This is a genomic window from Affinundibacterium amnicola, from assembly GCF_014284275.1.
GTDB lineage: Bacteria > Pseudomonadota > Gammaproteobacteria > Burkholderiales > Burkholderiaceae_D > Undibacterium > Undibacterium amnicola.
In genome coordinates this window covers 58,520-79,737 of record NZ_JACOFU010000008.1, presented here as the reverse complement: position 1 = coordinate 79,737, position 21,218 = coordinate 58,520, and the positions used below count along the sequence as shown (strand labels likewise).

General features: G+C 45.7%; 16 protein-coding genes. 6 read left to right on the top strand and 10 right to left on the bottom strand.

The window, feature by feature from the left end:
- Positions 1–47 precede the first annotated feature (47 nt).
- The 3 genes from creB to H8K33_RS16625 all read left to right on the top strand — a co-directional run bounded on the left by creB (position 48) and on the right by H8K33_RS16625 (position 3,831).
- Complete coding sequence (creB, locus tag H8K33_RS16635; protein ID WP_222613469.1) at positions 48–743, top strand: two-component system response regulator CreB; 696 nt, start codon at positions 48–50, stop codon at positions 741–743.
- Between the two features lie 3 nt (positions 744–746).
- Entirely contained in the window at positions 747–2,186 is a 1,440-nt protein-coding gene (gene creC / locus H8K33_RS16630) for a two-component system sensor histidine kinase CreC (RefSeq protein ID WP_186892187.1), read from the top strand.
- A gap of 232 nt (positions 2,187–2,418) precedes the next feature.
- The gene (locus H8K33_RS16625) at positions 2,419–3,831 is read left to right on the top strand and encodes a hypothetical protein (protein ID WP_186892186.1); all 1,413 of its coding nucleotides are present in this window, start codon (positions 2,419–2,421) and stop codon (positions 3,829–3,831) included.
- A gap of 134 nt (positions 3,832–3,965) precedes the next feature.
- Here H8K33_RS16625 and H8K33_RS16620 read toward each other — a convergent pair whose 3' ends face one another.
- From H8K33_RS16620 to H8K33_RS16590, 7 genes are all read right to left on the bottom strand, one after another.
- On the bottom strand, positions 3,966–4,379 hold the full coding sequence (locus H8K33_RS16620; RefSeq protein ID WP_186892185.1) for a type II toxin-antitoxin system VapC family toxin: 414 nt from the start codon (positions 4,377–4,379) through the stop codon (positions 3,966–3,968).
- A 5-nt stretch (positions 4,380–4,384) separates the two neighbouring features.
- The gene (locus H8K33_RS16615; RefSeq protein WP_186892184.1) at positions 4,385–4,642 is read right to left on the bottom strand and encodes a type II toxin-antitoxin system Phd/YefM family antitoxin; all 258 of its coding nucleotides are present in this window, start codon (positions 4,640–4,642) and stop codon (positions 4,385–4,387) included.
- Positions 4,643–4,818: 176 nt separating this feature from the next.
- Positions 4,819–5,232 (bottom strand): hypothetical protein, encoded by a 414-nt coding sequence (locus tag H8K33_RS16610; protein WP_186892183.1) that lies wholly within the window; start codon positions 5,230–5,232, stop codon positions 4,819–4,821.
- A 98-nt stretch (positions 5,233–5,330) separates the two neighbouring features.
- Complete coding sequence (locus H8K33_RS16605; RefSeq protein ID WP_186892182.1) at positions 5,331–6,980, bottom strand: M28 family peptidase; 1,650 nt, start codon at positions 6,978–6,980, stop codon at positions 5,331–5,333.
- Between the two features lie 263 nt (positions 6,981–7,243).
- Positions 7,244–10,654: a ligand-binding sensor domain-containing protein gene (locus tag H8K33_RS16600; RefSeq protein ID WP_186892181.1), complete on the bottom strand. Its 3,411-nt coding sequence runs from the start codon at positions 10,652–10,654 to the stop codon at positions 7,244–7,246.
- 31 nt (positions 10,655–10,685) lie between these two features.
- Positions 10,686–12,194 carry a bifunctional serine/threonine-protein kinase/universal stress protein gene (locus H8K33_RS16595; RefSeq protein ID WP_186892180.1) on the bottom strand — a complete coding sequence of 503 codons (1,509 nt, stop codon included), beginning with the start codon at positions 12,192–12,194 and terminating at the stop codon, positions 10,686–10,688.
- 4 nt (positions 12,195–12,198) lie between these two features.
- Entirely contained in the window at positions 12,199–12,942 is a 744-nt protein-coding gene (locus H8K33_RS16590) for a metallophosphoesterase family protein (protein ID WP_186892179.1), read from the bottom strand.
- 260 nt (positions 12,943–13,202) lie between these two features.
- Here H8K33_RS16590 and H8K33_RS16585 point away from each other — a divergent pair, with 260 nt between their 5' ends.
- The 3 genes from H8K33_RS16585 to H8K33_RS16575 all read left to right on the top strand — a co-directional run bounded on the left by H8K33_RS16585 (position 13,203) and on the right by H8K33_RS16575 (position 18,678).
- A complete protein-coding gene (locus tag H8K33_RS16585) occupies positions 13,203–14,501 on the top strand; it encodes an HD-GYP domain-containing protein (protein ID WP_186892178.1) in 1,299 nt (432 codons plus the stop codon).
- Positions 14,498–16,942, top strand: coding sequence for a sensor domain-containing protein (locus H8K33_RS16580; protein WP_186892177.1), 2,445 nt, complete (start codon positions 14,498–14,500; stop codon positions 16,940–16,942). Before H8K33_RS16585 ends, H8K33_RS16580 begins: the two co-directional genes overlap by 4 nt.
- Before the next feature lie 224 nt (positions 16,943–17,166).
- Positions 17,167–18,678: a YdgA family protein gene (locus H8K33_RS16575; RefSeq protein WP_186892176.1), complete on the top strand. Its 1,512-nt coding sequence runs from the start codon at positions 17,167–17,169 to the stop codon at positions 18,676–18,678.
- A 149-nt stretch (positions 18,679–18,827) separates the two neighbouring features.
- Here the strand turns inward: H8K33_RS16575 and H8K33_RS16570 are convergent, their stop codons facing one another.
- Genes H8K33_RS16570 through H8K33_RS16560 form a run of 3 tightly spaced genes read right to left on the bottom strand, consistent with a single transcriptional unit; the run spans position 18,828 to position 21,212 of the window.
- Positions 18,828–20,336: a peptide MFS transporter gene (locus H8K33_RS16570; RefSeq protein WP_186892175.1), complete on the bottom strand. Its 1,509-nt coding sequence runs from the start codon at positions 20,334–20,336 to the stop codon at positions 18,828–18,830.
- Between the two features lie 53 nt (positions 20,337–20,389).
- Positions 20,390–20,674, bottom strand: a complete 285-nt coding sequence (locus H8K33_RS16565; protein ID WP_186892174.1) for a hypothetical protein — start codon at positions 20,672–20,674, stop codon at positions 20,390–20,392.
- Between the two features lie 52 nt (positions 20,675–20,726).
- On the bottom strand, positions 20,727–21,212 hold the full coding sequence (locus H8K33_RS16560) for a hypothetical protein (protein WP_186892173.1): 486 nt from the start codon (positions 21,210–21,212) through the stop codon (positions 20,727–20,729).
- Positions 21,213–21,218 lie beyond the last annotated feature (6 nt).

Genomic DNA, 21,218 nt, shown 5'->3' with positions numbered 1-21,218 from the left:
TACCATTCCTATCTTAAATCTCTATTGAATAAAGTCTACCTCGAATTATGTCGCAAACTATTTTGATTGTCGAAGATGAAGTCGCGATTGCGCAAAATTTGTGTTACGCGCTAGCGACAGATGGTTTCACTCCTGTTCACGTGAACTTGGGACAAGCCGCGCTGGATATGCTGCAAAGCGATCAGAGCAAGATTGCTTTGATCGTCTTGGATGTGGGTTTGCCTGATCTGAATGGTTTTGAAGTCTGCCGACGCTTACGCCAGTTTTGTCAGACACCGGTGATTTTTTTGACCGCCCGTGGTGATGAAATTGATCGCATCGTCGGCTTGGAGATTGGCGCGGATGATTACGTCACCAAGCCATTTTCACCGCGCGAATTAGTCGCGCGCGTGCGTGCAATTTTGCGTCGTCAGTTATTGCCGGTTGCGGCAGAAACGCCGCTTGATCAGGTGCCCGAGCGTTTTGAACTACGCGCTGATGAAGCACGGATTTTCTATTTTGGCGAATGCTTAACCTTAACGCGTTACGAATATCTCTTGCTCAAGACTTTAATAGAGCGACCGAACTTTTTATTCTCGCGTGCGCAATTAATGGATTTGGTGTGGACCCATGCCGCGAACACCATGGATAGAACTGTCGACACCCACATTAAATCCATACGTGCCAAACTCAAATTGATTAACGATCAAGACGATCCTATCCAAACCCATCGCGGTATGGGATACAGCATCGCATTAGCCTAGATTATGAAAATCGGCCTACGAATTTTACTCAGTTACTTTCTGATTCTGGGCTTGGCCGCCTGGTTTGTGTTGAATGTCTTTGTTGCCGAAGTTCGTCCTGGCGTGCGCGCCACTTTAGAAGACACTCTGGTCGATACTGCGCAATTACTCGCGCAGCTGGTAGCAGAAGACGTGAAGAATGGTGACATTCAACATCTGGCATTGCTACAGCGTATGCAAAATTATGCAGACCGTAGTGTCGATGTCGAAATCAGCGGCGTGCGCAAAGCGACTCTCGATTACCGCATCTATATCACCGATGCAAAAGGGATCGTGATTTTTGATACCGAACAAAAAGATGTCGGTAAAAGTTATGCGCGTTGGAACGATGTATATCTCACCTTACGCGGCCAATACGGCGCACGTAGCACGCGCACCGATCCGAATGATGAAAACAGTTCCGTCATGCATGTCGCGGCACCAATTTTAGACAATAATCAAACAGGGCAAGCTAGAAAAATCATCGGCGTTTTAACTGTCGCCAAAGCGACTTCCACTATCGGTCCGTTCATCGAACGCAGTCAGCAAAAAATCTTACAACGCAGCTTTTGGATCTTGCTCGCTTCTTTGATTATCGGCATAGGATTTTCATGGTGGCTCAATCGCTCGCTACAGCAACTGCGCAATTATGCGCAAGCCGTAGAACGCGACGACAAAGTCAGTCTGCCGAAATTAGGCAATAACGAAATCGGCGAACTAGGTCGCGCACTAGAAAGCATGCGACACAAATTAGAAGGCAAGCAGTATGTAGAAACCTTAATGCATACTTTAGCGCACGAACTTAAAAGCCCAATCGCCGCCATTCAAGGCTCGGCAGAATTACTCAGCGAAGATCCACCAGCAGCCGAACGCAGCAAGTTTCTCAACAATATCATTGAGCAAAACCAGCGCCAAAAACAATTGATCGACAAACTTTTAGAATTGATTAAAGTCGAAAAGCAACAGCGGCTAAGCCAAGTTAGCAGCATCAACATTGTCGATTTGCTCGACCAAGTGCTAATCGATTTCAGCGATGCTATCGCCCGAAAAAATCTACGCATCCAATTTGACGTACAAGCGCAAACCATACAAGGCGACCCACTCTTATTACGCCAAGCAATCGGTAATCTCATCGACAACGCGATCGCCTTTAGCCCACATGGCGCTGAAATCCGTCTACATCAACAAATTGAAAACGAGCAGCTAATATTATTGATAGACAATCAAGGCAGTGGCATTCCCGACTATGCCATTGATAAAATCTTTGAACGCTTTTATTCACTACCTAGAGCTGATGCAGCGAAGAGCACCGGGCTGGGATTGCCGTTTGTGCGTGAGGTGATTAGCTTGCATGGTGGTGAGGTGAACTTAGAGAATTTGCTTGAGGGTGGGGTGCGGGTTAGGTTGCGGTTGAGTTTGGGATGAATGGGTTTGTTTGCCTAGTTTTGTATCTCGGATTTATTGGGTTAATTGATGAATTGTTGGCGAAGAATATCTTTTTGATCGGTTTGATAAAGTTTAATTTACGTTTGAAATAGTTAGATGCTATGTAAATTGCCACGGGGATGATACAAATTGTCATCTTCTTTGCGGTCGGTTATCTTTGCATTTTTTAGATTATATCTTGAGACATCTTTATAGAAATCGGTGAATATATATGTCATACGCTTTAATTGATAATGCATCACTTACTGCTGTTGAACGGGCGCTAGGTGATATTGTCGTTAAGAACCCCGACACTATTAATGGGGATTTGGTTGCCTTTGAAAATCTTGTTCAAGCCATCCTGTTCTATGATGAATTAATTTGTGTTGATAACTATAAGCCTCAATTTAAACAATCGCGTGCTTCAAAATTCGATTTCATTCGATTCTTATCCGAAGATGACTTTGATTTGAATGAGCTAGATGCTCTGGCGAGAAATCAGGCTCGATCGCTCCAACCTGAGATACGGGGTGGAGCGTTTGTTGATGAGGACTTCAAAAGTCTAATAGAACTTCTTAAGTTAAATATGATATGTACCTGGGATAACAGATCCAGTGTTTACTATCTAACAATGAAAATGTTAGGTGAACCTAATACACCCGAATATGAAAAATACAGTGAGCTAAGTGCATCAATATTCAACGAGCTTTCAGATATTAGTGCTACTCGAGGTTTTTGGTCCACAGATGTTAAGCTTGTAAGCTCTTCTGGATATGAATTTACTGAAGAAGAATTTCTTGACGATAGACAAAGCAAGTCTGGGGGCATGGGCGGAATGACTAAAGCCTTAGAAATGTTTATTGCCTCCTTAAATTGGCTAGCTTATAAGTCAATCTACTACAGCATCGTTGCAAAACATTTTAAAGCTGATTCCTTTATCCATCCTATAAGGCACGCATATCAACTTCATTGGATGAGAAAGACAGGATCTTTTGGGCATGACTACACAGCCAAAATTATACAAAACCTATCTCGAAAGCTAGGTAGTACTACTTCTGAAATAATTGATCACGGTAGATGCTCAACGCTCTCAATAGATTTGCCTATTATTTCAGCCTGGTTAGCTTCTGAATCAGGGAGTCCAAAGAATATTATACGTTCCGCATTGGAAGTAAAAAGTGAAGCTCCCTTCGTTGTCGCAAGAGAGGTAATTCGAGAAATTCATATCGCATATGACGAGTGTGGCATAGCGTCGGGGAACAGAAGGGTTACAAAGTTACTCAGTGACTTAGATAAAATCTCGGGAGATATCAAACGCCAGTATGGCGTGCGGTCAGCGCAAGGTATTCAAGGTAGCTTTCTAATAAAGTCGATAAATTCGGTAACCGCATTGGCTGGGATACCGGCACTGCCTGACAAAGATTTTGCGTTGAGTACACCAGAGTTTATGAAGTCTAAACAACATAAAGCTTTTTCCACCATCTTTAAAGACGTAACGAACGAACTCACTTGTATTGAGCGTTTGGGGGGATTCAGGGATATGCTGGTAGCTGATTTCAAGATTGATGATTCGTATTATGTAGCTCCAAAAACAGAAGATTCTCGTTATCGTTATGTAACCTCACATTGGAAACAGCCAATGTAAGAGTAGTAGTTGTGATGAGTGGGAAAATGAGGTTGGGTTGTGACGTGAACATTTTGAAATTCACAAATCTCAAAAATATTTTTTCTCTTAAATTGTAGCCGAAGCATGCGGACGCAGCGGATCTCATGTCGCACTTAACGACCAGCCTTAGCAAACGGATTAAAAACCTCAACACCAAGCGATTTAAAATCTGCCACATTTCTCGTTACCACAATCAAATTATTCACGCGTGCAGTCGCTGCAATCATGGCGTCTTCGTATAGGGTGTCAGACTTTCTGTGCATGAGTTGCGCCCAGTCTCGAAATGCAAAGCCATCCATCGGTAAGACGTTATAAGCAGCGGCCAAGAGCTCTAACCATGTTTGTATTTCTGCGGCTTTGTCGGGATCTTGTTCTCGGGTTAATTCGATGCCAGCTTGAATTTCGCCTATCGTTACCGCAGATAAAAAAAGTTTCGCTTCATCTACCGACTCTAGCCAAGCGACAACGGCACCGTGCGGTCGCGGTTTGCGTAATTCGGAAACGACATTGGTATCCAATAAGTACATGATCGTTAGCGCATCAAGTCAAGGGTACGCCGTTTGGCTTTTCCACGAACTGGAACATTGAGTTCGCCACGTGCGGAATCTGATAGCAAAAGCTGTTTCAGCGATGGTCGGGCTGCGGATTGTAAGCGACGCCATTCTTGCACCGGCACCAAGACCGCAGCTTCCGCCCCACGCTTGGTTACCATTTGCGGCCCTTCCGTGAGACAGGCATCTAAAAATTCGCTAAATTTGGCTTTAGCATCTTGTACGGCCCATGTGTGCATGATTTTCACCATTTATTTAACTAGTCAGGTAACTAGTCTGTCAAAGATTTTGGTGCTTGTCAAATTATGCTTGGAGGAGATGAAGTTGGGTCTTGATAGACTTCAATTTGAAAATCATAAAACCCCAGAGAATTTTCGATTTGAACCGCGTTGGGCTTCGCAAGCTCAGCGTCAACCTACCCGATAACTTCCTCAACATCCGACAACTTCCCACGCAACATAAACACGCGCAAACAATCTTCTGCAGCCGCGCGTAATTGCTGCCAAGCTGGTGCTAGTTGTATGTAGTCTAGTGCCGGTAGTGGCCGCACCAGTGTGTTGTGGGTGTTTTCCCAAATGCTTTGAAACTGTGTAATCGCGTTTCTTTCTTGTTCTGAAAACGTGGGCGTTTTCAATTCTTCTTGCCAATTCGGGCTGACCCAGTCTGCCCATTGTTCTAGTACCTCGGTGGCGACGTGAGTTTCTGGTGCTTGGGTTTGAAAATCGCGCTGCGCTTCGAAGGAGGCCGCGATTTCAAGGTAGTCGATTAATTGGTTTCTGACGCGTTGTAAAAGTACACGTTCGCTAGGACGAGGGCTGCTTGTTGACATGATACTTTCTGCTTTTTTTGCAGATGTTGATGATGGTTGATGGATAAAAATAGAGCACGAGACCGCGAAGTCTCATGCTCTATCGTTCACGCCTTGAATTATTTCGCGCGTACTTTACCTAGAGGATCGCCGGCTTTCCATGCTGGCATTTTGGCGGCATCTCCAACCGCACGACCTAAGTTCAAGGTGAATTGTGCTTGCTGTACCATGCCTGACAAATCCCAGCTTGGATCGTATTCATCGGCAGCTTGATGGTAGCGTTTGCTATAGGCTTTGGCTTTTTCTTTCGCGCCTTCAGGATCTTTGATGTAGTCCTTGCCGCCACCGATAGAAAACGCTGGTACGCCCGCTTTAGCGAAACTGAAATGGTCGCTGCGGAAATAGCCGCCAGCTAAATCTGGCTCGCTCGGTGTGATGCTTAATTGCATGGACTTGGCGACTTTTTCTGCGATGGCTCCGAGTTCAGTGCGTTCGCTACCACGTGTGCTGATGTCGCGCGTAATGCCAATAAAGTTCAAGCTGTCTAAGTTGAGGTTAGCGGCGGTTTTATCCAAAGGCCACAGCGGCTGTGCTGCATACAATGCACTGCCCAATAAACCTTGTTCTTCTGCTGCGACCCATAAGAACATTTGGCTACGTTTAGCAGGCGATTGCATTGCGGCTTTCGCCATGGCTAATAAACCAGCAGTGCCCGATGCATTGTCGACTGCACCGTTGTAGATAGTGTCACCGCTGTTGCCTTGTTTGCCTAAGTGATCCCAGTGCGCGCTGTAAATAATCACTTCGTCTTTTAATTTAGGATCGGTACCTGGAACCACTGCGGCAACATTGTATTGATCCACCGTACGAATATCGGCTTTTGCGGTGCCTGTTAATTTGGCGGCTAAAGTCACTGGTTTGAAATCGCTACGTTCTGCGGCTGCGCGCATTTTTTCTAAATCTTGACCAGCACCAGCGAATAATTGTTGCGCCGTTTCATTGCTGATCCAACCTTGAATGCTGGTGCCTAAGGCTGCGCCTTGTAACTGGAATTTTTCTGCGGTTCCGCCATTTTGGACGACGGACCAGCCGTAACTTGCAGATGCGTCAGTGTGAATCAGTAAAACACCGGCAGCACCGCGACGCATGGCTTCTTCGTATTTATACGTCCAGCGACCATAGTAAGTCAGTGCTTTGCCGCCGAAACGTTTGCTGTCTTCTGCTGTTGGTTGTGGATCGTTGACCATCATGATCAAAATTTTGCCTTTGACGTCTTGGCCTTTGTAGTCATCCCATTTTTCTTCTGGCGCAGAAATACCATAGCCGACGAACACAAGTTCGGTATCAAACTGATGTTCTGGCTTGGCATCACCTGGTGCCCATACCCAATCTTTACCAAATTCAATCGCTAATGCTTTGCCGCCAGCGAGTAGTTGAACAGAGCTTTGTTGTGGCTGCGCTTTGACGCCAGCGATTTTAACTAATTGGCGATAGCTGTTGCCATTGCCAGGCTTTAAACCCAAAGCCATTGATTGGCTTTCTAAGTATTGCACGGTCAAATCACCACCGCGCTGGCCGGTGCCACGTCCTTCAAAACTATCGGATGACAACAGCGCCAAGTGTGCGCGCAATGGTGCTTCTTCTACTTTTGCGTTGTGGGCTTTTGCCGCGCTGGTTTTATTGGTCGTCGCTGCAGCATTGGCAGTCTGTACGGGAAAGGCCATTGCAAAACTTAGTGCGATTGCGCTTGGTAACAAAATGTTTTTCATGATTCTCCTAATGGTTTTTCTACAAATCGGATGTTCATTGATCAGACGTCGATTTAAACGCTGATAAGTGCTCAAAAGTGCTAATAAGTTCCAACAAGTGTTTGGTTTTCTTGTCTGTATTTTCTTTTTTGTATGCCAAGTTGTGCCCACGTTAAAGGCAATAAAAACCTACCATATGCGCGGCACCCATCAGCAAGCGGCTTATTTTACCTGCTTACAGCGCAATTGGTGCGCAGAAGTTCCCAGGGCGTTTGACACGTGAATTATTTTCCGCGTCCGTGTGACCAATCTAATTTGGTGTCTGCGGGGAGTGAAGTTTTGACGACAATTTGCCCTTGGGCGATTTGCTGTTCGACATTCAAGCCTGAGTGTTGTTCGGATGTGATGGTTTTGTTATCTCCTAACAAGAACAATCCTATCCAGGCGTTTCTGCCACCATGTTTGGCAGCGTATAAGCATTGGTCGGCAATGTCGACGACTTGTTCCCAAGTGAACAGATCAACTGCGCTTGGAATAAATGGGTAGGTAGTGAGGCCGATTGAGCAAGTGCGATGCAGAGTTTTTCCATCCGCCAAGGTGAAGCTGTGTTCAGCAATACGTGTACGAATCCGCTCTGCTAGTACCTCTGCTTCGAGATAATTTGCGTGTCTTACCACGATCAAAAATTCTTCACCACCCCAACGAATAATGGTATCTGCCTCACGCACTGCTTCACGTAAAATTTCTGTGGTTTGGATCAAAACATGATCACCTGCGGCATGACCGAATTCATCATTGACCGATTTGAAATGATCAATATCGACCATCATAAAAATGATATCGATATTTAAGGCGGCGCGATGAATTTCGTTATGCGGTAATGCTTGATAGCTACGATTCACGCGCGCGATGTCTTCGCCTATGTACAAATTTAAATAGCGTCGGTTACGCAAGCCTGTCAGATGATCGGTCAGGCTTTGTTCCTCTAACATTTTGCGCGATTGTTCGAGTTCACGGGTGCGCTCTTGCACCAGTTGCTCTAATGTTTTGTTGGCTTTGTTTAAACGCCATAAACGCCAACGCACCACCCCGAAAATAAGACAGGCAAGCAAGAGTAAATACATGCTATACGCCCACCATGTTTGAAACCACGCAGGTAAGACCTTGATCGACAGCGTTAATTGTCCTTCGCTCCATTCACCGTTGCGATTTGAGCCGCGTAACATTAAGCGATAGTTGCCTGGTGGCAGATTGGTATAGGCAGCGAGGCGACGCGTGTAATCAGTTTCTACCCAGTTTCTGTCGTAACCTTCTAAGCGATAGGCATAACGATTGCGTTCAGGTGCGGAGAAGTCGAGCGAAGCGAATTCTACGACGATGCTGTTGGCGTCAGCTTGTACCAATAATTTCTTTCCTTTATTGCCGCTAAATCCCGCATGGTTCGCCGCGATTGTCTTGCCGCCAAGTTGGATATTGGTGACCACGACGGGCGGGTGATAGGCATATTTTTTGACCAGTTCTGGACGAATGACGGTGAGTCCGCCAACTCCACCAAAGATCAGTTCACCATCTTTAGTGCGCCCGCCAGAATTACTCCAATAGCCAGTAATCGCAACACCATCCGATTCTACGAAGGGATCAATGTGCATGGTCTTGGGATTTATTCTGGCGAAGCCTTCATCTGTACTGGCCCAGATGTTGCCTTGATTATCCTCCAGCACTTTATTGACTAATTCATTCGGGAGTTTTTGTTGTTTGCCAAAATGTTCAAATGCAAACGGTGGTTTCGCATTCGGTGTGCGTAAAAGATCGAGTCCACCACCTTGCATCGCCACCCACAACCAACCGCGGGAATCAAATAAGATGCTAGAGACATTTCTGTGCGCGAGATTGTTTTTCTTATTCGGATTGGGTGCGAGGTTCAGTAGCTCATTATTTTTTGGATCGTAACGATAGAGTCCATCTTGTAACGTACAAATCCATATTCTGCCGTCTGGCGCTTGCTGAATATCGGTCACAAACTTGCTGGCGATGGGCGTTGCCCAAGCTGGTTGCGTAGCTTGATCGAGATTGCTCTGTTTTAAATCTTTTTGCCATAAACCTTCCGGGCCACCAATTAATAATTGGTCGCCAAGCTGTAACATGGTTGCGACCCGCATCACAGGGTTTCGTGGGCTTAGTTTTAAATGTTTGACCGCACGCGTGTTGCCGATGGTTTGATATAAGCCTTTATCTGTACCGATAAAAATTTGACCATCGCTTGTTGGATAAGTGATAAAAATGGCACTTTGCGGTAAGGCCGTTTGTAGTTTTGTATCGTCCGCATGAATCGAACTGAATTGATTACTACCAGCTTCGAGGATGCCGATGCCATTGTTCTGTGAGCCAACCCAAACATCACCATTACTCATGCCAGCCACAGAAAAGAAATCGAGGCCAAGTAAACCGTGGTGACGATTTTCACCGCCATAAATACTCACGAAGGCATGGGACGATGGGTCATGTAAGCTCATGCCGCGTTGGCTACCGATCCAAATCAGACCGGATTGGTCTTGGATAATCGACCAGACTGCGTTGTCCGCCAAACTACTCTGCCGTGTAGGCTCGTGCTTAATCCATCTTGATTCTAGCGTTTGTATATTGACACTTAAAATACCTTTACCATAGGTTCCTATCCAAACTTCATGGTCGGCAACTTGGCGGATCGCGTGGACGTTTTCTGATCCACCAACTAAGTCTCGCGTACCGGGCTTTTTTACCATGACACGATTGATCAGCGGAGCGATCGCGGGGTCTTTGGTATCTAAGTAAAACGCACCGGAATCAAATGAGCCTATCCAAAGTTTGCCGTCTTTACTCGACCCCAGGCTAATAATTCTTTGTACTTTGTTGTCGTCTATCGGCAAACTTATTCGCGTGAAGCGCTGATTGACGACATCAAATTTGACTAAGCCTTTACTCGTTCCAACCCAAATGATTCCTTGTTGATCCACTAAAACAGCGCGGGTGAAGTCGCTAGGCAGGCTGTTTGGATTATTCGGCTCGTGGCGATAATGTTGAATCGCGCCGGTGTCTGGATGAAAGTAATCTAAGCCACCGCGTGTGGCGAACCATAAGCCGCCTTCGCTATCGCCAGCAATCGAGTTGACCGTGACGTGGCTACTGCCATTGGCACCAATGGGAATTCTAACGAAGCTATCGGTTTGCGCATCGTAGCGCGCGACACCGCCACCATTTGTGCCTATCCACAGACGGTTCTGCTTGTCTTTAAAAAGTGATAGTACATAGTTGTCGGGCAGGCTGGTTGGATCATTGGGAGCCGGCAGGTAACTGCGAAAGCGATATCCATCCCATCGTGCTAAACCACCTTGAGTACCAACCCAGATGAATCCTTCGCCATCTTGTGCCAATACTGTGGCACTTGATTGTGGTAATCCTTGTTGCATCGTGAAATGGCGGAACACCATGTCGGCCAGGTTGTTCCAGTTGTGCGCAGGTGCGGGTGCTGCGGTTTTTGTTTGGGCGTTGGTTGGTGCATCAGTTGGAGCATTAATTGGAGCATTAATTGGGCCATCAATGAACGCAAACGCGTTCATTGAAAGTAGTACACACATCAAAAAACTATACAGAAGACGAGGAAGAGGACGCACCAAAAACGGAGAGTTTGATTGTGTAACGTGTGCGAGACCAAACATGTGTTGTCTTCCAAAAGGAGGAAAGGAGAATTTATTCTCGCCTTTGTTTTACTACAGTTACCGTACATTCCGCTTCAGCGACAACCTGCGCGGAAACACTGCCTAAATAACGACGGATGGTCGAACTACCACGTGAACCAATGATAATTTGGTCGACATTATTATTATGCGCGTAGTCAATAATTGCAGCAGCAGGATCGTGCGCTTCCAATACATGAAAGGTAATTTTATCGTTGCGCACCTGCAACGGACGCGCCCAATGTTTAAGTTCTACCAATTGTTTGACGTGTACATTTTGTCCATCTTGCACCATGCCATCGTCAAGGCCGATGCGACTGGTTTTGCGTATCGTGACGCACGCGAGTCTGGCACCGGGTTCGGTTTGTAATAAGCGCCGGGTAATCATGCGAATATCATCTGCTAACTCGGTATTGCTTTCACTTAAATGGAGCGCCACCATAATAATCGGTGCTTGTGATAAGTGATCTGAGACGCTGTATTGCGCAAATGGTTCCGCGCCAGCCGCTTGAAAGCGTCGTTTCAGAACCGACATAAAACCATCTTGACCGTGTTTTTCGGCGCGTGCGGTCAGGCGTAATTGTTCAGGATTTTGTAGCATCAACGCGAGCTGCGCCGCCGTGTCGAAGCGTGCTTTAGGATCAACCTCAAGACAACGCAAAATGATTTCTTGTAACCAATCAGGAATTGCCGGGTTATGACTACGCGGTGGAATTGGATCGCGGTATAAGCGCTTTTTCAAACCAGAGACTGAAGTTGGATGTCCATACGGACGCTCACCCGTCGCTAAATGATAAAGCAAGACGCCCAACGAAAATTGATCACTGCGCGGTTCGTTGCGTATGCCTAATACTTGTTCTGGTGCGATGTAGGGACCGGTTCCCATCGGCAGGTGGAATTCTTCGCCAAGTAAATCGGGCAACTTATCATGGCGTGACAAACCGTAATCAATTAAAACAGCTTCACCATCTGCACGAAACATGATATTCGATGGTTTTAAATCCAGATGAATGACATGTTGGCGATGCAGATCTTGTAGTGCGGTTGCGACTTTAATTCCAACTGTGACGACTTCATCAATCGGCAATGGTGATGCGTCGAAACGCGCGCGAAGCGACACCCCGCCGATTTGTTCCATCACGATAAACGGTTGTGTATCAAAGTCTCCAGCTGCGTAGTATTTGGGGACATGCCGGCCTTTTAATTTCGGCATAATCATCTGTTCAACTTCAAACGCGACAATCGCCGTTGGATCATCGATGCTAAACATCAAAGGCACCTTCATGATCAGCGCAGGGAAACTGCCATCTGCATTGCCGTGACGTTGCCGTAAATCGGTGATACGCCACAATGCCGCCATGCCCCCGGTATGCAGTTTTTCTTCCAGCTGATAATCGTCAACGATCATGCCAGCTTGTAAGCGGCTGAGTTTTTTTGCGGTGGGTGCAGGTGTTGCTGTCGTTGCTGCCGCCACATGATCTGGTGCGGTGATTGGCGTTTTTGGAGAGATATCAGCAGACATGAATTCAAGCTCCGTGTATTAAACGATGGGCTAAGCTAGCTGGCAAGCCGGCCGCCAATACTTTTTGCGATGCGGTCTCTGTATCGTAAGGTACGCGAAAAAAAGTCAGCTCTAATTGTTGTGTATCAAACAGTGCGTAACATGCTGCTGGATTGCCATCGCGTGGCTGGCCGACCGAGCCAGGTTGTGCCAACCAGCGACGCAGTTTGCTTAAGGGTACACTTACTTCTGTGTTAGGTGTGAAGCTGCCGACTTTCCCTGCTTGATTCATATGATACAAACTTGGCGTATGCACATGGCCGCAAAAAGTAATCTGCGCGTTGGTGGCACGCATACTGCGCGCTGCTTCCATCGTACCATCGACATATTCCCAACGTTCAGGTGCCCAAGCATTTGCATGTACGAATAAGCATTGATCAAGCATGAATTGCATCGGCAGTTCGCGAATGAAATTGGTTTGCACTTCGTTTAAATTTTGACGGGTCCACTCAACCACAAAGCGCGCGGTAGGGTTCATGTCTTTGCGATCGTCTTGCAGTACGCCTATGTCGTGGTTACCCATGAGCACGTAAGCACCCTGATTGACATACGCCATCACTGTGTCAATCACCCAGCCAGGGTCAGCGCCGTAGCCAACCAAATCACCTAAAAATGCGTATTGATCCGCTGAGCGTTCTTTCGCATGGGCGAGACAGGCTTCGACCGCCTCTCGATTCGCGTGCAAGTCCGTAAATACGGCAAGTAACATGACAATTAACCTTCATTCTGAGCTTTTATTAATAGCCCTCATTTTAGGACGAGTTGGAAGATGATTTTGTGTCTATGTGAGCTGTCTTAGAAAAAGACACAATTGCACGATGCGAATACAACGTTAGTCAATAAAATTGAAAAATAATTACAGCGTATCTGTTTGCGATGGAGTATTTTTATTACTTTAGGCTTATACTGAAAAGATTGATTTAAAGAAACTTTTCTTTCATCATAACCCACTTCCCCAGTGTGCGCTCAATGACAGAATCACATCCTCAATTTATTAGTCCGGCCGAACTACAGATAGGTATGTATATTTATCTGGATATAGGGTGGATGGAGCATCCCTTTCCTGTCAATAGCTTTGAGCTGCGTACCCAGGAGCAAATTCAGAAATTGCGTGAATTAGGATTGCAGAAAATTCGCTACGCACCAGAAAAGAGTCATATCACTGTAGGGGCGGGCGAAGCTAGTCAGGCAAAAAACGCGCATCTAGAGAAGCCGACAACTTCAGAGAGCCCTGAAGAACTAGCGATCAAACAACGCCGTGCGCTACTGCACCAGCAACAAGCGAGTTTGATGCAGTCAGAACGCCAATTTGGTCAAGCCACGCAAGAATTCAAACATTTGACCGACATCGTTCATGCACAACCACTGCTGGCGAGAGAATCTGCGACGAAGTTGGTGCAGGGTATGCTTGAAGGAATTTTGAATGAAGAAGAATCTGCCATTCGTTTGTTATCGGAAAAGGCTGGCGAGAAAACCGCGCTGCATAGCGTGAATGTGACTTTGATTTCTCTGTTGCTAGGAAAAGTTTTAGAGTTACCCAAAGAAGACATGTTGGAATTGGGTATTGGTGCCTTGTTACATGACGTCGGCAAAATGGAATTGCCGGATCGTTTGCGTTGGTTAGATGAACAAAGTAGTCCCGCCGAACGTCAGTTATATCAAAGCCATGTTGCACATGGCGTGAATATTGCGCGCAAATTACAGTTGTCTCCAAATGCATTGCTCTTAATCGCACAACATCATGAGTACGCTGATGGCAGTGGATATCCCGGGCATATTTCGGGCGAGAAAATGACGGTATTGAGCCGTATTATTTCTTTAGTCAATCGCTTCGATAATTTATGCAATCCAAGTAATGTTGCGCATGCTATTACACCACACGAAGCATTATCGCAATTGTTCACTAAGAGTAAAACGCAGTCGGATACCCAAACCCTGACGGCCTTCATTAAGATGATGGGGATTTATCCGCCGGGCTCCGTTGTGCAGTTAAGTGATGAGCGATACGCCTTGGTTGTATCGGTGAATTCCATACGTCCAATTAAGCCGAAAGTGATTATTCACGACCCGGCAATTCCGCGCGAAGAAGCATTGGTCATTAATTTGGAGCACGAAACGCAGATTGGTATTCGTCGTAGTTTAAAACCAATACAACTGCCGAAAGCGGCTTACGATTATTTGTCACCTCGAAAACGCTTGTGTTATTTTTTCGAACGCGCCACTGATCCGCTATCGCTTGCAAGTCACATGAAAGGACCATTGCCATGATACAGCGCCAATGGGAAGCCTTGATCGAGGGGATGATAGAAGGTGTGCTGCTGGTCGATCCTTTGCAGTTGCATATTATTGCGGCGAATCGTTCAGCGCATAAGTTATTGGGCGCGCCGGCAGCTAGCCTGATTGGTGCACCAGTAGTGGATCTGGCATCTTCTCCTGAAGATATGTTTTTTTGGGAAGACGTGGCTGCTGGTTTGTCGAATAATATTTACTCTGAGACTTTGCTAAAGCGTTCTGATGACAGCATCGTGCATGTCGTCAGACGTGTGAGTTTGGTGCATCTCGATATGGAAACGGCGCTCTATGTGGTGGCCATTCGCGATCATACCGATCAACGTCATGTCGAGACTGAACTTGAAAAATTGATCGCTGAACTACGTGCGACACTGGAATCAACTGCCGATGGAATCTTGGTGACCGACTTAGATGGAAGTATCCGCAGCTATAACCATTTGTTCGCGAAGTTGTGGAATTTACCCGAAGAGTTATTGACGCAAAGAGAAGATTCGGCAATTTATTCGTGGATGGATCAATGCATTGTTGATGCCAGTCATTACAATGAACGTTTAGCGATTATCCGTCGTTCGCCCTTATTAGAGTCCAACGACATTTTGGTACTGCATTCTGGCAAAGTGCTTGAACGCGTGACGCTGCCACAATATGCGCGCGGCCGGCCGATAGGGCGTGTTTACTCATTCCGCGATATTTCGCAAAGATTGGCAGATCATGCACGTATACAACTGGCGTCAAAAGTTTTTGAGGCCAGCACCGATGCCATCTTCATCACCGATCACGAACAAAAAATCATTACAACGAATCCAGGATTCGAACGCTTAACCCAATTTACTGAATGCGACATGAAGGGCTTGAGCATAGAACAGTTTTTGCTCAATCAAGGAAATGCGGAGTTAATTAAAACTTTACAACGTGAACTTGACCTACAGGGTTTTTGGGAAGGAGAGATCTGGAATCGACGTAAAGATGGCCATGCTTATTTATGTATGATTTCGCTGGTGCGGGTGCAAGATGACGACGGAAAAATCTTACATACCATCGGTTTCTTTAAAGATAGAACCGAGAGCTATAACGCCAAACAAAAGATAGAAGAGCTGGCATTTTCTGATGCCTTGACGGGTTTGCCTAACCGACTGTTATTGGAAGAGCGGATCAACCAATCGATTACCCATGCCAGCCGTTCTAATGGTGAATTCGCTTTACTGTTTTTAGATCTCGATAACTTTAAGCAAATCAATGATTCCTTAGGACATCCATTCGGTGATCGTGTCCTGATCGAAGTGACTGAACGTCTAAAGAATTGTTTGCGTCAAGTTGATACGGCTGCCCGACTTGGTGGTGATGAATTTGTTCTTTTGCTACATCAAGCAAATGCCAGCGGCGCCGAAATTTGCGCGCGTAGAGTGCTCGCTGATTTAGCTGCGCCATTTAGTTTGGATGGAATTCAATTTAGCGTGACTTGTAGTATTGGGATTGCGCTGTATCCCGCGGATGGTAGCAAAATTGAAGATTTGATTAAGAACGCCGATAGCGCGATGTATCACGTGAAAGAGCGCGGACGTTCTGATTTTCGTTTTTATCAGCGCCAAATGAACATTGGCTTGTTGTCGCGTATGAAGATTGATCACGCGATGCGACAAGCTTTGGAACATCAAGAGTTTCGTTTGCATTACCAACCTTTACTTTGTTTGGAAACGAATCAAGTATTTGGTGCGGAAGCTTTGATCCGGTGGTATGACAAAGATATGGGAGAAGTCAGCCCGGCAAAATTTATTCCGATAGCGGAAGAAAGTGGCTTGATTGTCGCGATTGGAAACTGGGTTATTCATACCGCAATCGCGCAAGCCGCTGCATGGAATAAAGATGGGCGGCATCTGAGTATTTCTGTGAATGTCTCTGCGCTACAGTTTCAACAGGCAAATTTTGTTGATAACCTTGCCAATGCACTGGACGATGCACATCTTGATCCTAGTTGTATCGCTTTGGAACTGACTGAATCGATTTTGATTCGCGATGTGGAAGAAACCTTGAAGAAGCTTAACGCCATCGCCAAACTAGGCGTCAAGATGTCGATTGATGACTTTGGTACTGGCTATTCTAGTCTGAGCTATTTAAAGCGTTTCCCCATCAATAAATTGAAGATTGATCGTTCGTTCGTCATGAACCTAACAAAAGACGAAAGCGATATTGCCATAGTGACGGCAATTATCAGTTTGGCGCATGCCCTAAAACTGAAAGTGATTGCGGAAGGGGTAGAGACGCAAGAACAGAAAGATTTGTTATGCGCACTCAATTGCAATGAGATTCAGGGATTCCTGATTGCCAAAGCGCTCAACCCGCATGATTTTGAGGCTAGATTTTTGCAACGGGATACTGCATTAGAGCAGTTAGAGCAATCGGCTTCTAGCAAACAATAAGTGACTAAATAAGTGACTAAATAAGTGACCATCTAAGTAACTGCAATAGATCACCACTGCGAGTTCATATGGCGTTGTTTTGTCAGACAGAATTTGTGATGTGATCTGGTGAAAAGATATTTTTTATTGCCTATAACATCATAGTGTAGCTATTTGTCGTTACACTATCGCCTTTCTATTTCATCTTTTATCGGATTGTTTATTTTAATTAAGGATTACTTCGCATGAAAAAAAGTTCAATTGCGCTTGCGGTCGTTGCTGCTTTAGCGGTTGCTTACCCTGCTGCCTCATGGATGTCGGGCAAACGTTTGGAAACCAAACTGTCACAGACAGATAAAAAAGATGTGTTGTTTGCCAATTTTAAGATTGTGAAGCAAACCTATACCCGCGGGATTTTTTCATCGAAACAAGAAAGTACGATTGAGTTTGATATCGCTGGCATGTCACCTGCCGCAAGCCCTATGAGCTTGCAAGATCAGGCCGGACAAGATCCACAAAACCCGCAAGATGCAACGGATGCGGCGGATGCCGATCCTCATCAGCCTGAGATGCCAAAGATACTTAAGCCAGTGCAGTTTCAAGTTGTAAACACTATCCAGCATGGTCCTGTTCCTGGTATTTTGGGTATTGCTGCCGGCAAGATAGAAACAGAATTTGTACTCGATGCGACAACCAAAGAAGAAATTAAACGGGTTTTTGGCGATAAGAAATTTATCGAGATTCGCACCGTTTTAAATTATGGTGGTGGCGGTAAATTAACGATTAGCAGTCCAGCGGTCAACACGACAGTCGGCATGAATCAAGACAAGTTGGATTGGAAGGGCGCAAAGTTGGAGATTGATTTTGATGCAGCTTATAAAAAATTGAAGTTTGATTTGCATTCGCCAGGCTTAGATGTGCTTGCAGCAAAAGGTGCGACTTCAGTGAAAGTTGGCGAGATCAAAATGCAAGGTGATGCAGAGCGTGCCTACCCAGACGGTTTCTTGTATCTCGGAGCGTCTAAGGCTAGCATTGCTTCTATGAGTTTTTCCAATGCACAAGCAGCGAATAAAGGTTTCAGTGTTAAAGAAATTAGCTTGGAAAGTACAACGACTTCCAAGAACGATTTGATTGATTCTGCTTTGAAATTCGGTATGGCGAATATCACGATGAATGACACGCCAATCGGCAATTTCCATTACGACTATTCATTGAAGCGTTTGCATGGACCAAGTGCTAATCAGCTCTTCGTTGAATTGTCGACGATTGATCAATACAAAAATAATCCTGAGAAAATGCTGGAAATGCAGCAGAAGTGGAAGCAATACGGTATTGAAATTTTAAAACACAATCCAGAAATCTCACTCGACCGTTTAAGTTTGACAGGTAAGAGTGGCGAATTTAAAGCGTCTGGAAAATTCCAGTTCAAGGATGTTGCTGCGGTAGACTTTGAAACGCCGATATTGCTGTTATCTAAAATTGAAAGCGTGGGTGAAGTGAGTTTGGCCGATGCGATGATTGATGAATTAATTGATGGCACACAAACCGATCCAGACGCACGTGGCATGATGCGTAGTCAATTTTACGCGCAGATTGAAGGCTTTGAAAAGCAAGGCTATGTCAAGCGCGATGGTAAAGTGTTGAGCTCTAAAGTAAGTTGGAAGAATGGTCAATTGCTGGTGAATGGCAAAGCATTTCCACCTAAACCAGAGATCGATCCGGCTGCTGCAGAAGCTGCGGCGATGGAAATGAAATAGACAGCAACAGAAATCTTGCTGTTGAAGTAAAAAAGAGCTGGGGTCACATAAATGACCCCAGCTCTTTTTTTTGTATCCCGCAATTGCCAAAGAACGATAGCTATTTGCGGGATTTGATTGCTTAATTAATGTCTGATATCAGATGCAGATTACTTCACGCCGTGCATTAATTTCTGCATTAACGGTGCGATCAGGAACAACACAACGCCTGCGCCTAACAGCGAGTAGAAGCCGAAGGTATAGCCGCTTAATGCAGATGCCACAGACATTCCGCTATCACCACTGACGTGGCTGGCAAAAATTCCCGATAAGTTGTTGCCGATACCCGTTGATAAGAACCAGCCACCCATACCTAAACCTACTAAGCGTACTGGCGCCAATTTTGTCACCATCGATAAACCGATTGGTGATAAGCACAATTCGCCGATGGATTGGATGACATACACCATAAACAAAGTCCAGAATGGGATTTTGCTATTGTCGTCGACCAAGAATGTCAACGCATACATTAACAAACCAAATGCCAAGGCATTACCGATCAAACCAAGGCCGAATTTACGTGGAATCGATGGATTCAAATTACGACGTCCCAACATCACCCAGATTGCAGCAACGATAGGGGCGAAACCGATAATCGCTAAGGAGTTCACACTTTGGAACCATGCTGTTGGAAACACGAAGCCACCTAAATCGCGATCAACGATGCTTTCCGCAAGGAAGGTAAAGGAGCTACCGGCTTGCTCAAAGAACATCCAGAACAAGATATTGAAAGTAAAGATCAATAACATCGCGATCACTTTGTCGCGAGCTACATTACCGTTGCGAATGCCTTCTACCATCAACATCACTGCCAGGCCGATGAACAACACTGTCAAAATACCTTGCAATTTCGCTGCGCCCATTGATAGCAAGAAGTAAGCGACTGGGATGACACACAAGCCACCAATCGCGACATAAATCACGCGGGACATGCTTTCTGTACCTTCAGCGGGTGCGCCTATGCCTTTTAAAGTGCGGCGACCAATGGCGAACCAGACCAAACTCAATAACATACCGATACCAGCGGCGATGAAGACAATCTTGTACGCAGGTGTGTCGCCAGTACTGAATACTTTTTGCGCCAGGAACTGGGTAAAGATTGGTGCTAAGAAGCCACCAACGTTAATACCCATGTAGAAAATAGTGAAACCAGAATCGCGACGCGTATCAGCGATGCTGTACAACTTACCAACCATCGTGGAGATATTTGGTTTGAATAAGCCGTTACCAATAATGATCGTTGCCAAGCCTAGTTTGAAGATCTCTTCATTTGGAATGGAGATCATAAACAGACCAGCAGCCATGAATACCGCACCGATCAGGATCGATCGTTGATAACCAATGACGCGATCCGCAACATAGCCACCAAACAAAGCAGCAGCGTACACCAGTGCCAGATAAGAGCCATAAGTCAGATTTGCCGCTGCCTGACCGGAACCATCACCTTTATAAAATTGTTCGACAATATAGAGCACCAAAGCCCAGCGAATACCGTAGAACGCAAAACGCTCCCAGAACTCAGACATGAATAACATCCAAAGTGGAGCCGGATGCCCCATGATTTGCTTAAACTCTGGAATTGGGGTCTCTTGACCCGGTGTGATTGCAGCACCGCTCATGCAATTTTCTCCTGTTTATATTTTGTGAAACGTTTGTTGAAATTATAAAAAGCTCAGATTTCCGTTGTTTTGTCCGGATTTTCCCCATTGGCGGACAAGATCAGCTGTATTGGTGGTTTGCAAAAAATACAGAGATTTTCAACGACGGTGCATTCTAAACTAGAAATGCTGGCTGTGAGATCAATTTGTCGCATGATGAAGTGGAAGATTTGTTGCGCATTGCCGCAATTAATTTGCAGCAATAAGGCGATCAACAAGGCCGAACTTCCTTGCCTGACGAGAGGTAAATGGCGTTGATGATGGATTGAGATTTTGAAAGCCAGCGTGTATCCATTCATATAGACAGGCTTAAAGCATGGCTATGGTGGCTAATGTCGCGATGATCGCCATTTAGGGACTGCCATTAAAATGTATCGGTGAAAATCGTTCGGTCACGGGATCAAACTCAGTACCCCAGAACACCTCCCCGCCATCGCAGATCACCAAAGCATTCTTACGCCAATCGGGATTGTTTTGTGCGTGTTGGTCAATCGCGTTGATATAGATTATTTTTCGTTTGTTCCCTTTGAGTCCCGCGTATTGAAAATAAACCTGTTGAATTTGCTGACGTATTTTGGGGTAATGTTTGCTGAGATATTCGTTGAGTTTGAGTTCAAGCCTCAGAATGATTTGGGGGGATGGTGTCCAGCTGCTATCGACACCTTGAACCGAGGGACGCGAGCACTGCCTGCCCAAAGTTAGTGCTTGCTCGCCTTTGAGTACACTACTGTGGCCACTAGGCCATGCTGGAAAATTGTTGGTGACAGTTTGCGCGTATCCCGTGCTTGTGATAAATGCGCTACTCAGTAGCGTAAGAGTAAAGAAGAGGGCGCGCATAATGTC

What these genes read in the sequence shown, in the direction of transcription:
- H8K33_RS16570 (WP_186892175.1), bottom strand. Translation starts at nt 20,336, where the DNA reads ATGAGCGGTGCTGCAATCACACCGGGTCAAGAGACCCCAATTCCAGAG.
- H8K33_RS16565 (WP_186892174.1), bottom strand. Translation starts at nt 20,674, where the DNA reads ATGAATGGATACACGCTGGCTTTCAAAATCTCAATCCATCATCAACGC.
- H8K33_RS16615 (WP_186892184.1), bottom strand. Translation starts at nt 4,642, where the DNA reads ATGCACACATGGGCCGTACAAGATGCTAAAGCCAAATTTAGCGAATTT.
- H8K33_RS16585 (WP_186892178.1), top strand. Translation starts at nt 13,203, where the DNA reads ATGACAGAATCACATCCTCAATTTATTAGTCCGGCCGAACTACAGATA.
- creB (WP_222613469.1), top strand. Translation starts at nt 48, where the DNA reads ATGTCGCAAACTATTTTGATTGTCGAAGATGAAGTCGCGATTGCGCAA.
- H8K33_RS16575 (WP_186892176.1), top strand. Translation starts at nt 17,167, where the DNA reads ATGAAAAAAAGTTCAATTGCGCTTGCGGTCGTTGCTGCTTTAGCGGTT.
- H8K33_RS16560 (WP_186892173.1), bottom strand. Translation starts at nt 21,212, where the DNA reads ATGCGCGCCCTCTTCTTTACTCTTACGCTACTGAGTAGCGCATTTATC.
- H8K33_RS16580 (WP_186892177.1), top strand. Translation starts at nt 14,498, where the DNA reads ATGATACAGCGCCAATGGGAAGCCTTGATCGAGGGGATGATAGAAGGT.
- H8K33_RS16625 (WP_186892186.1), top strand. Translation starts at nt 2,419, where the DNA reads ATGTCATACGCTTTAATTGATAATGCATCACTTACTGCTGTTGAACGG.
- H8K33_RS16620 (WP_186892185.1), bottom strand. Translation starts at nt 4,379, where the DNA reads ATGTACTTATTGGATACCAATGTCGTTTCCGAATTACGCAAACCGCGA.
- H8K33_RS16590 (WP_186892179.1), bottom strand. Translation starts at nt 12,942, where the DNA reads ATGTTACTTGCCGTATTTACGGACTTGCACGCGAATCGAGAGGCGGTC.
- H8K33_RS16610 (WP_186892183.1), bottom strand. Translation starts at nt 5,232, where the DNA reads ATGTCAACAAGCAGCCCTCGTCCTAGCGAACGTGTACTTTTACAACGC.
- H8K33_RS16600 (WP_186892181.1), bottom strand. Translation starts at nt 10,654, where the DNA reads ATGTTTGGTCTCGCACACGTTACACAATCAAACTCTCCGTTTTTGGTG.
- H8K33_RS16605 (WP_186892182.1), bottom strand. Translation starts at nt 6,980, where the DNA reads ATGAAAAACATTTTGTTACCAAGCGCAATCGCACTAAGTTTTGCAATG.
- H8K33_RS16595 (WP_186892180.1), bottom strand. Translation starts at nt 12,194, where the DNA reads ATGTCTGCTGATATCTCTCCAAAAACGCCAATCACCGCACCAGATCAT.
- creC (WP_186892187.1), top strand. Translation starts at nt 747, where the DNA reads ATGAAAATCGGCCTACGAATTTTACTCAGTTACTTTCTGATTCTGGGC.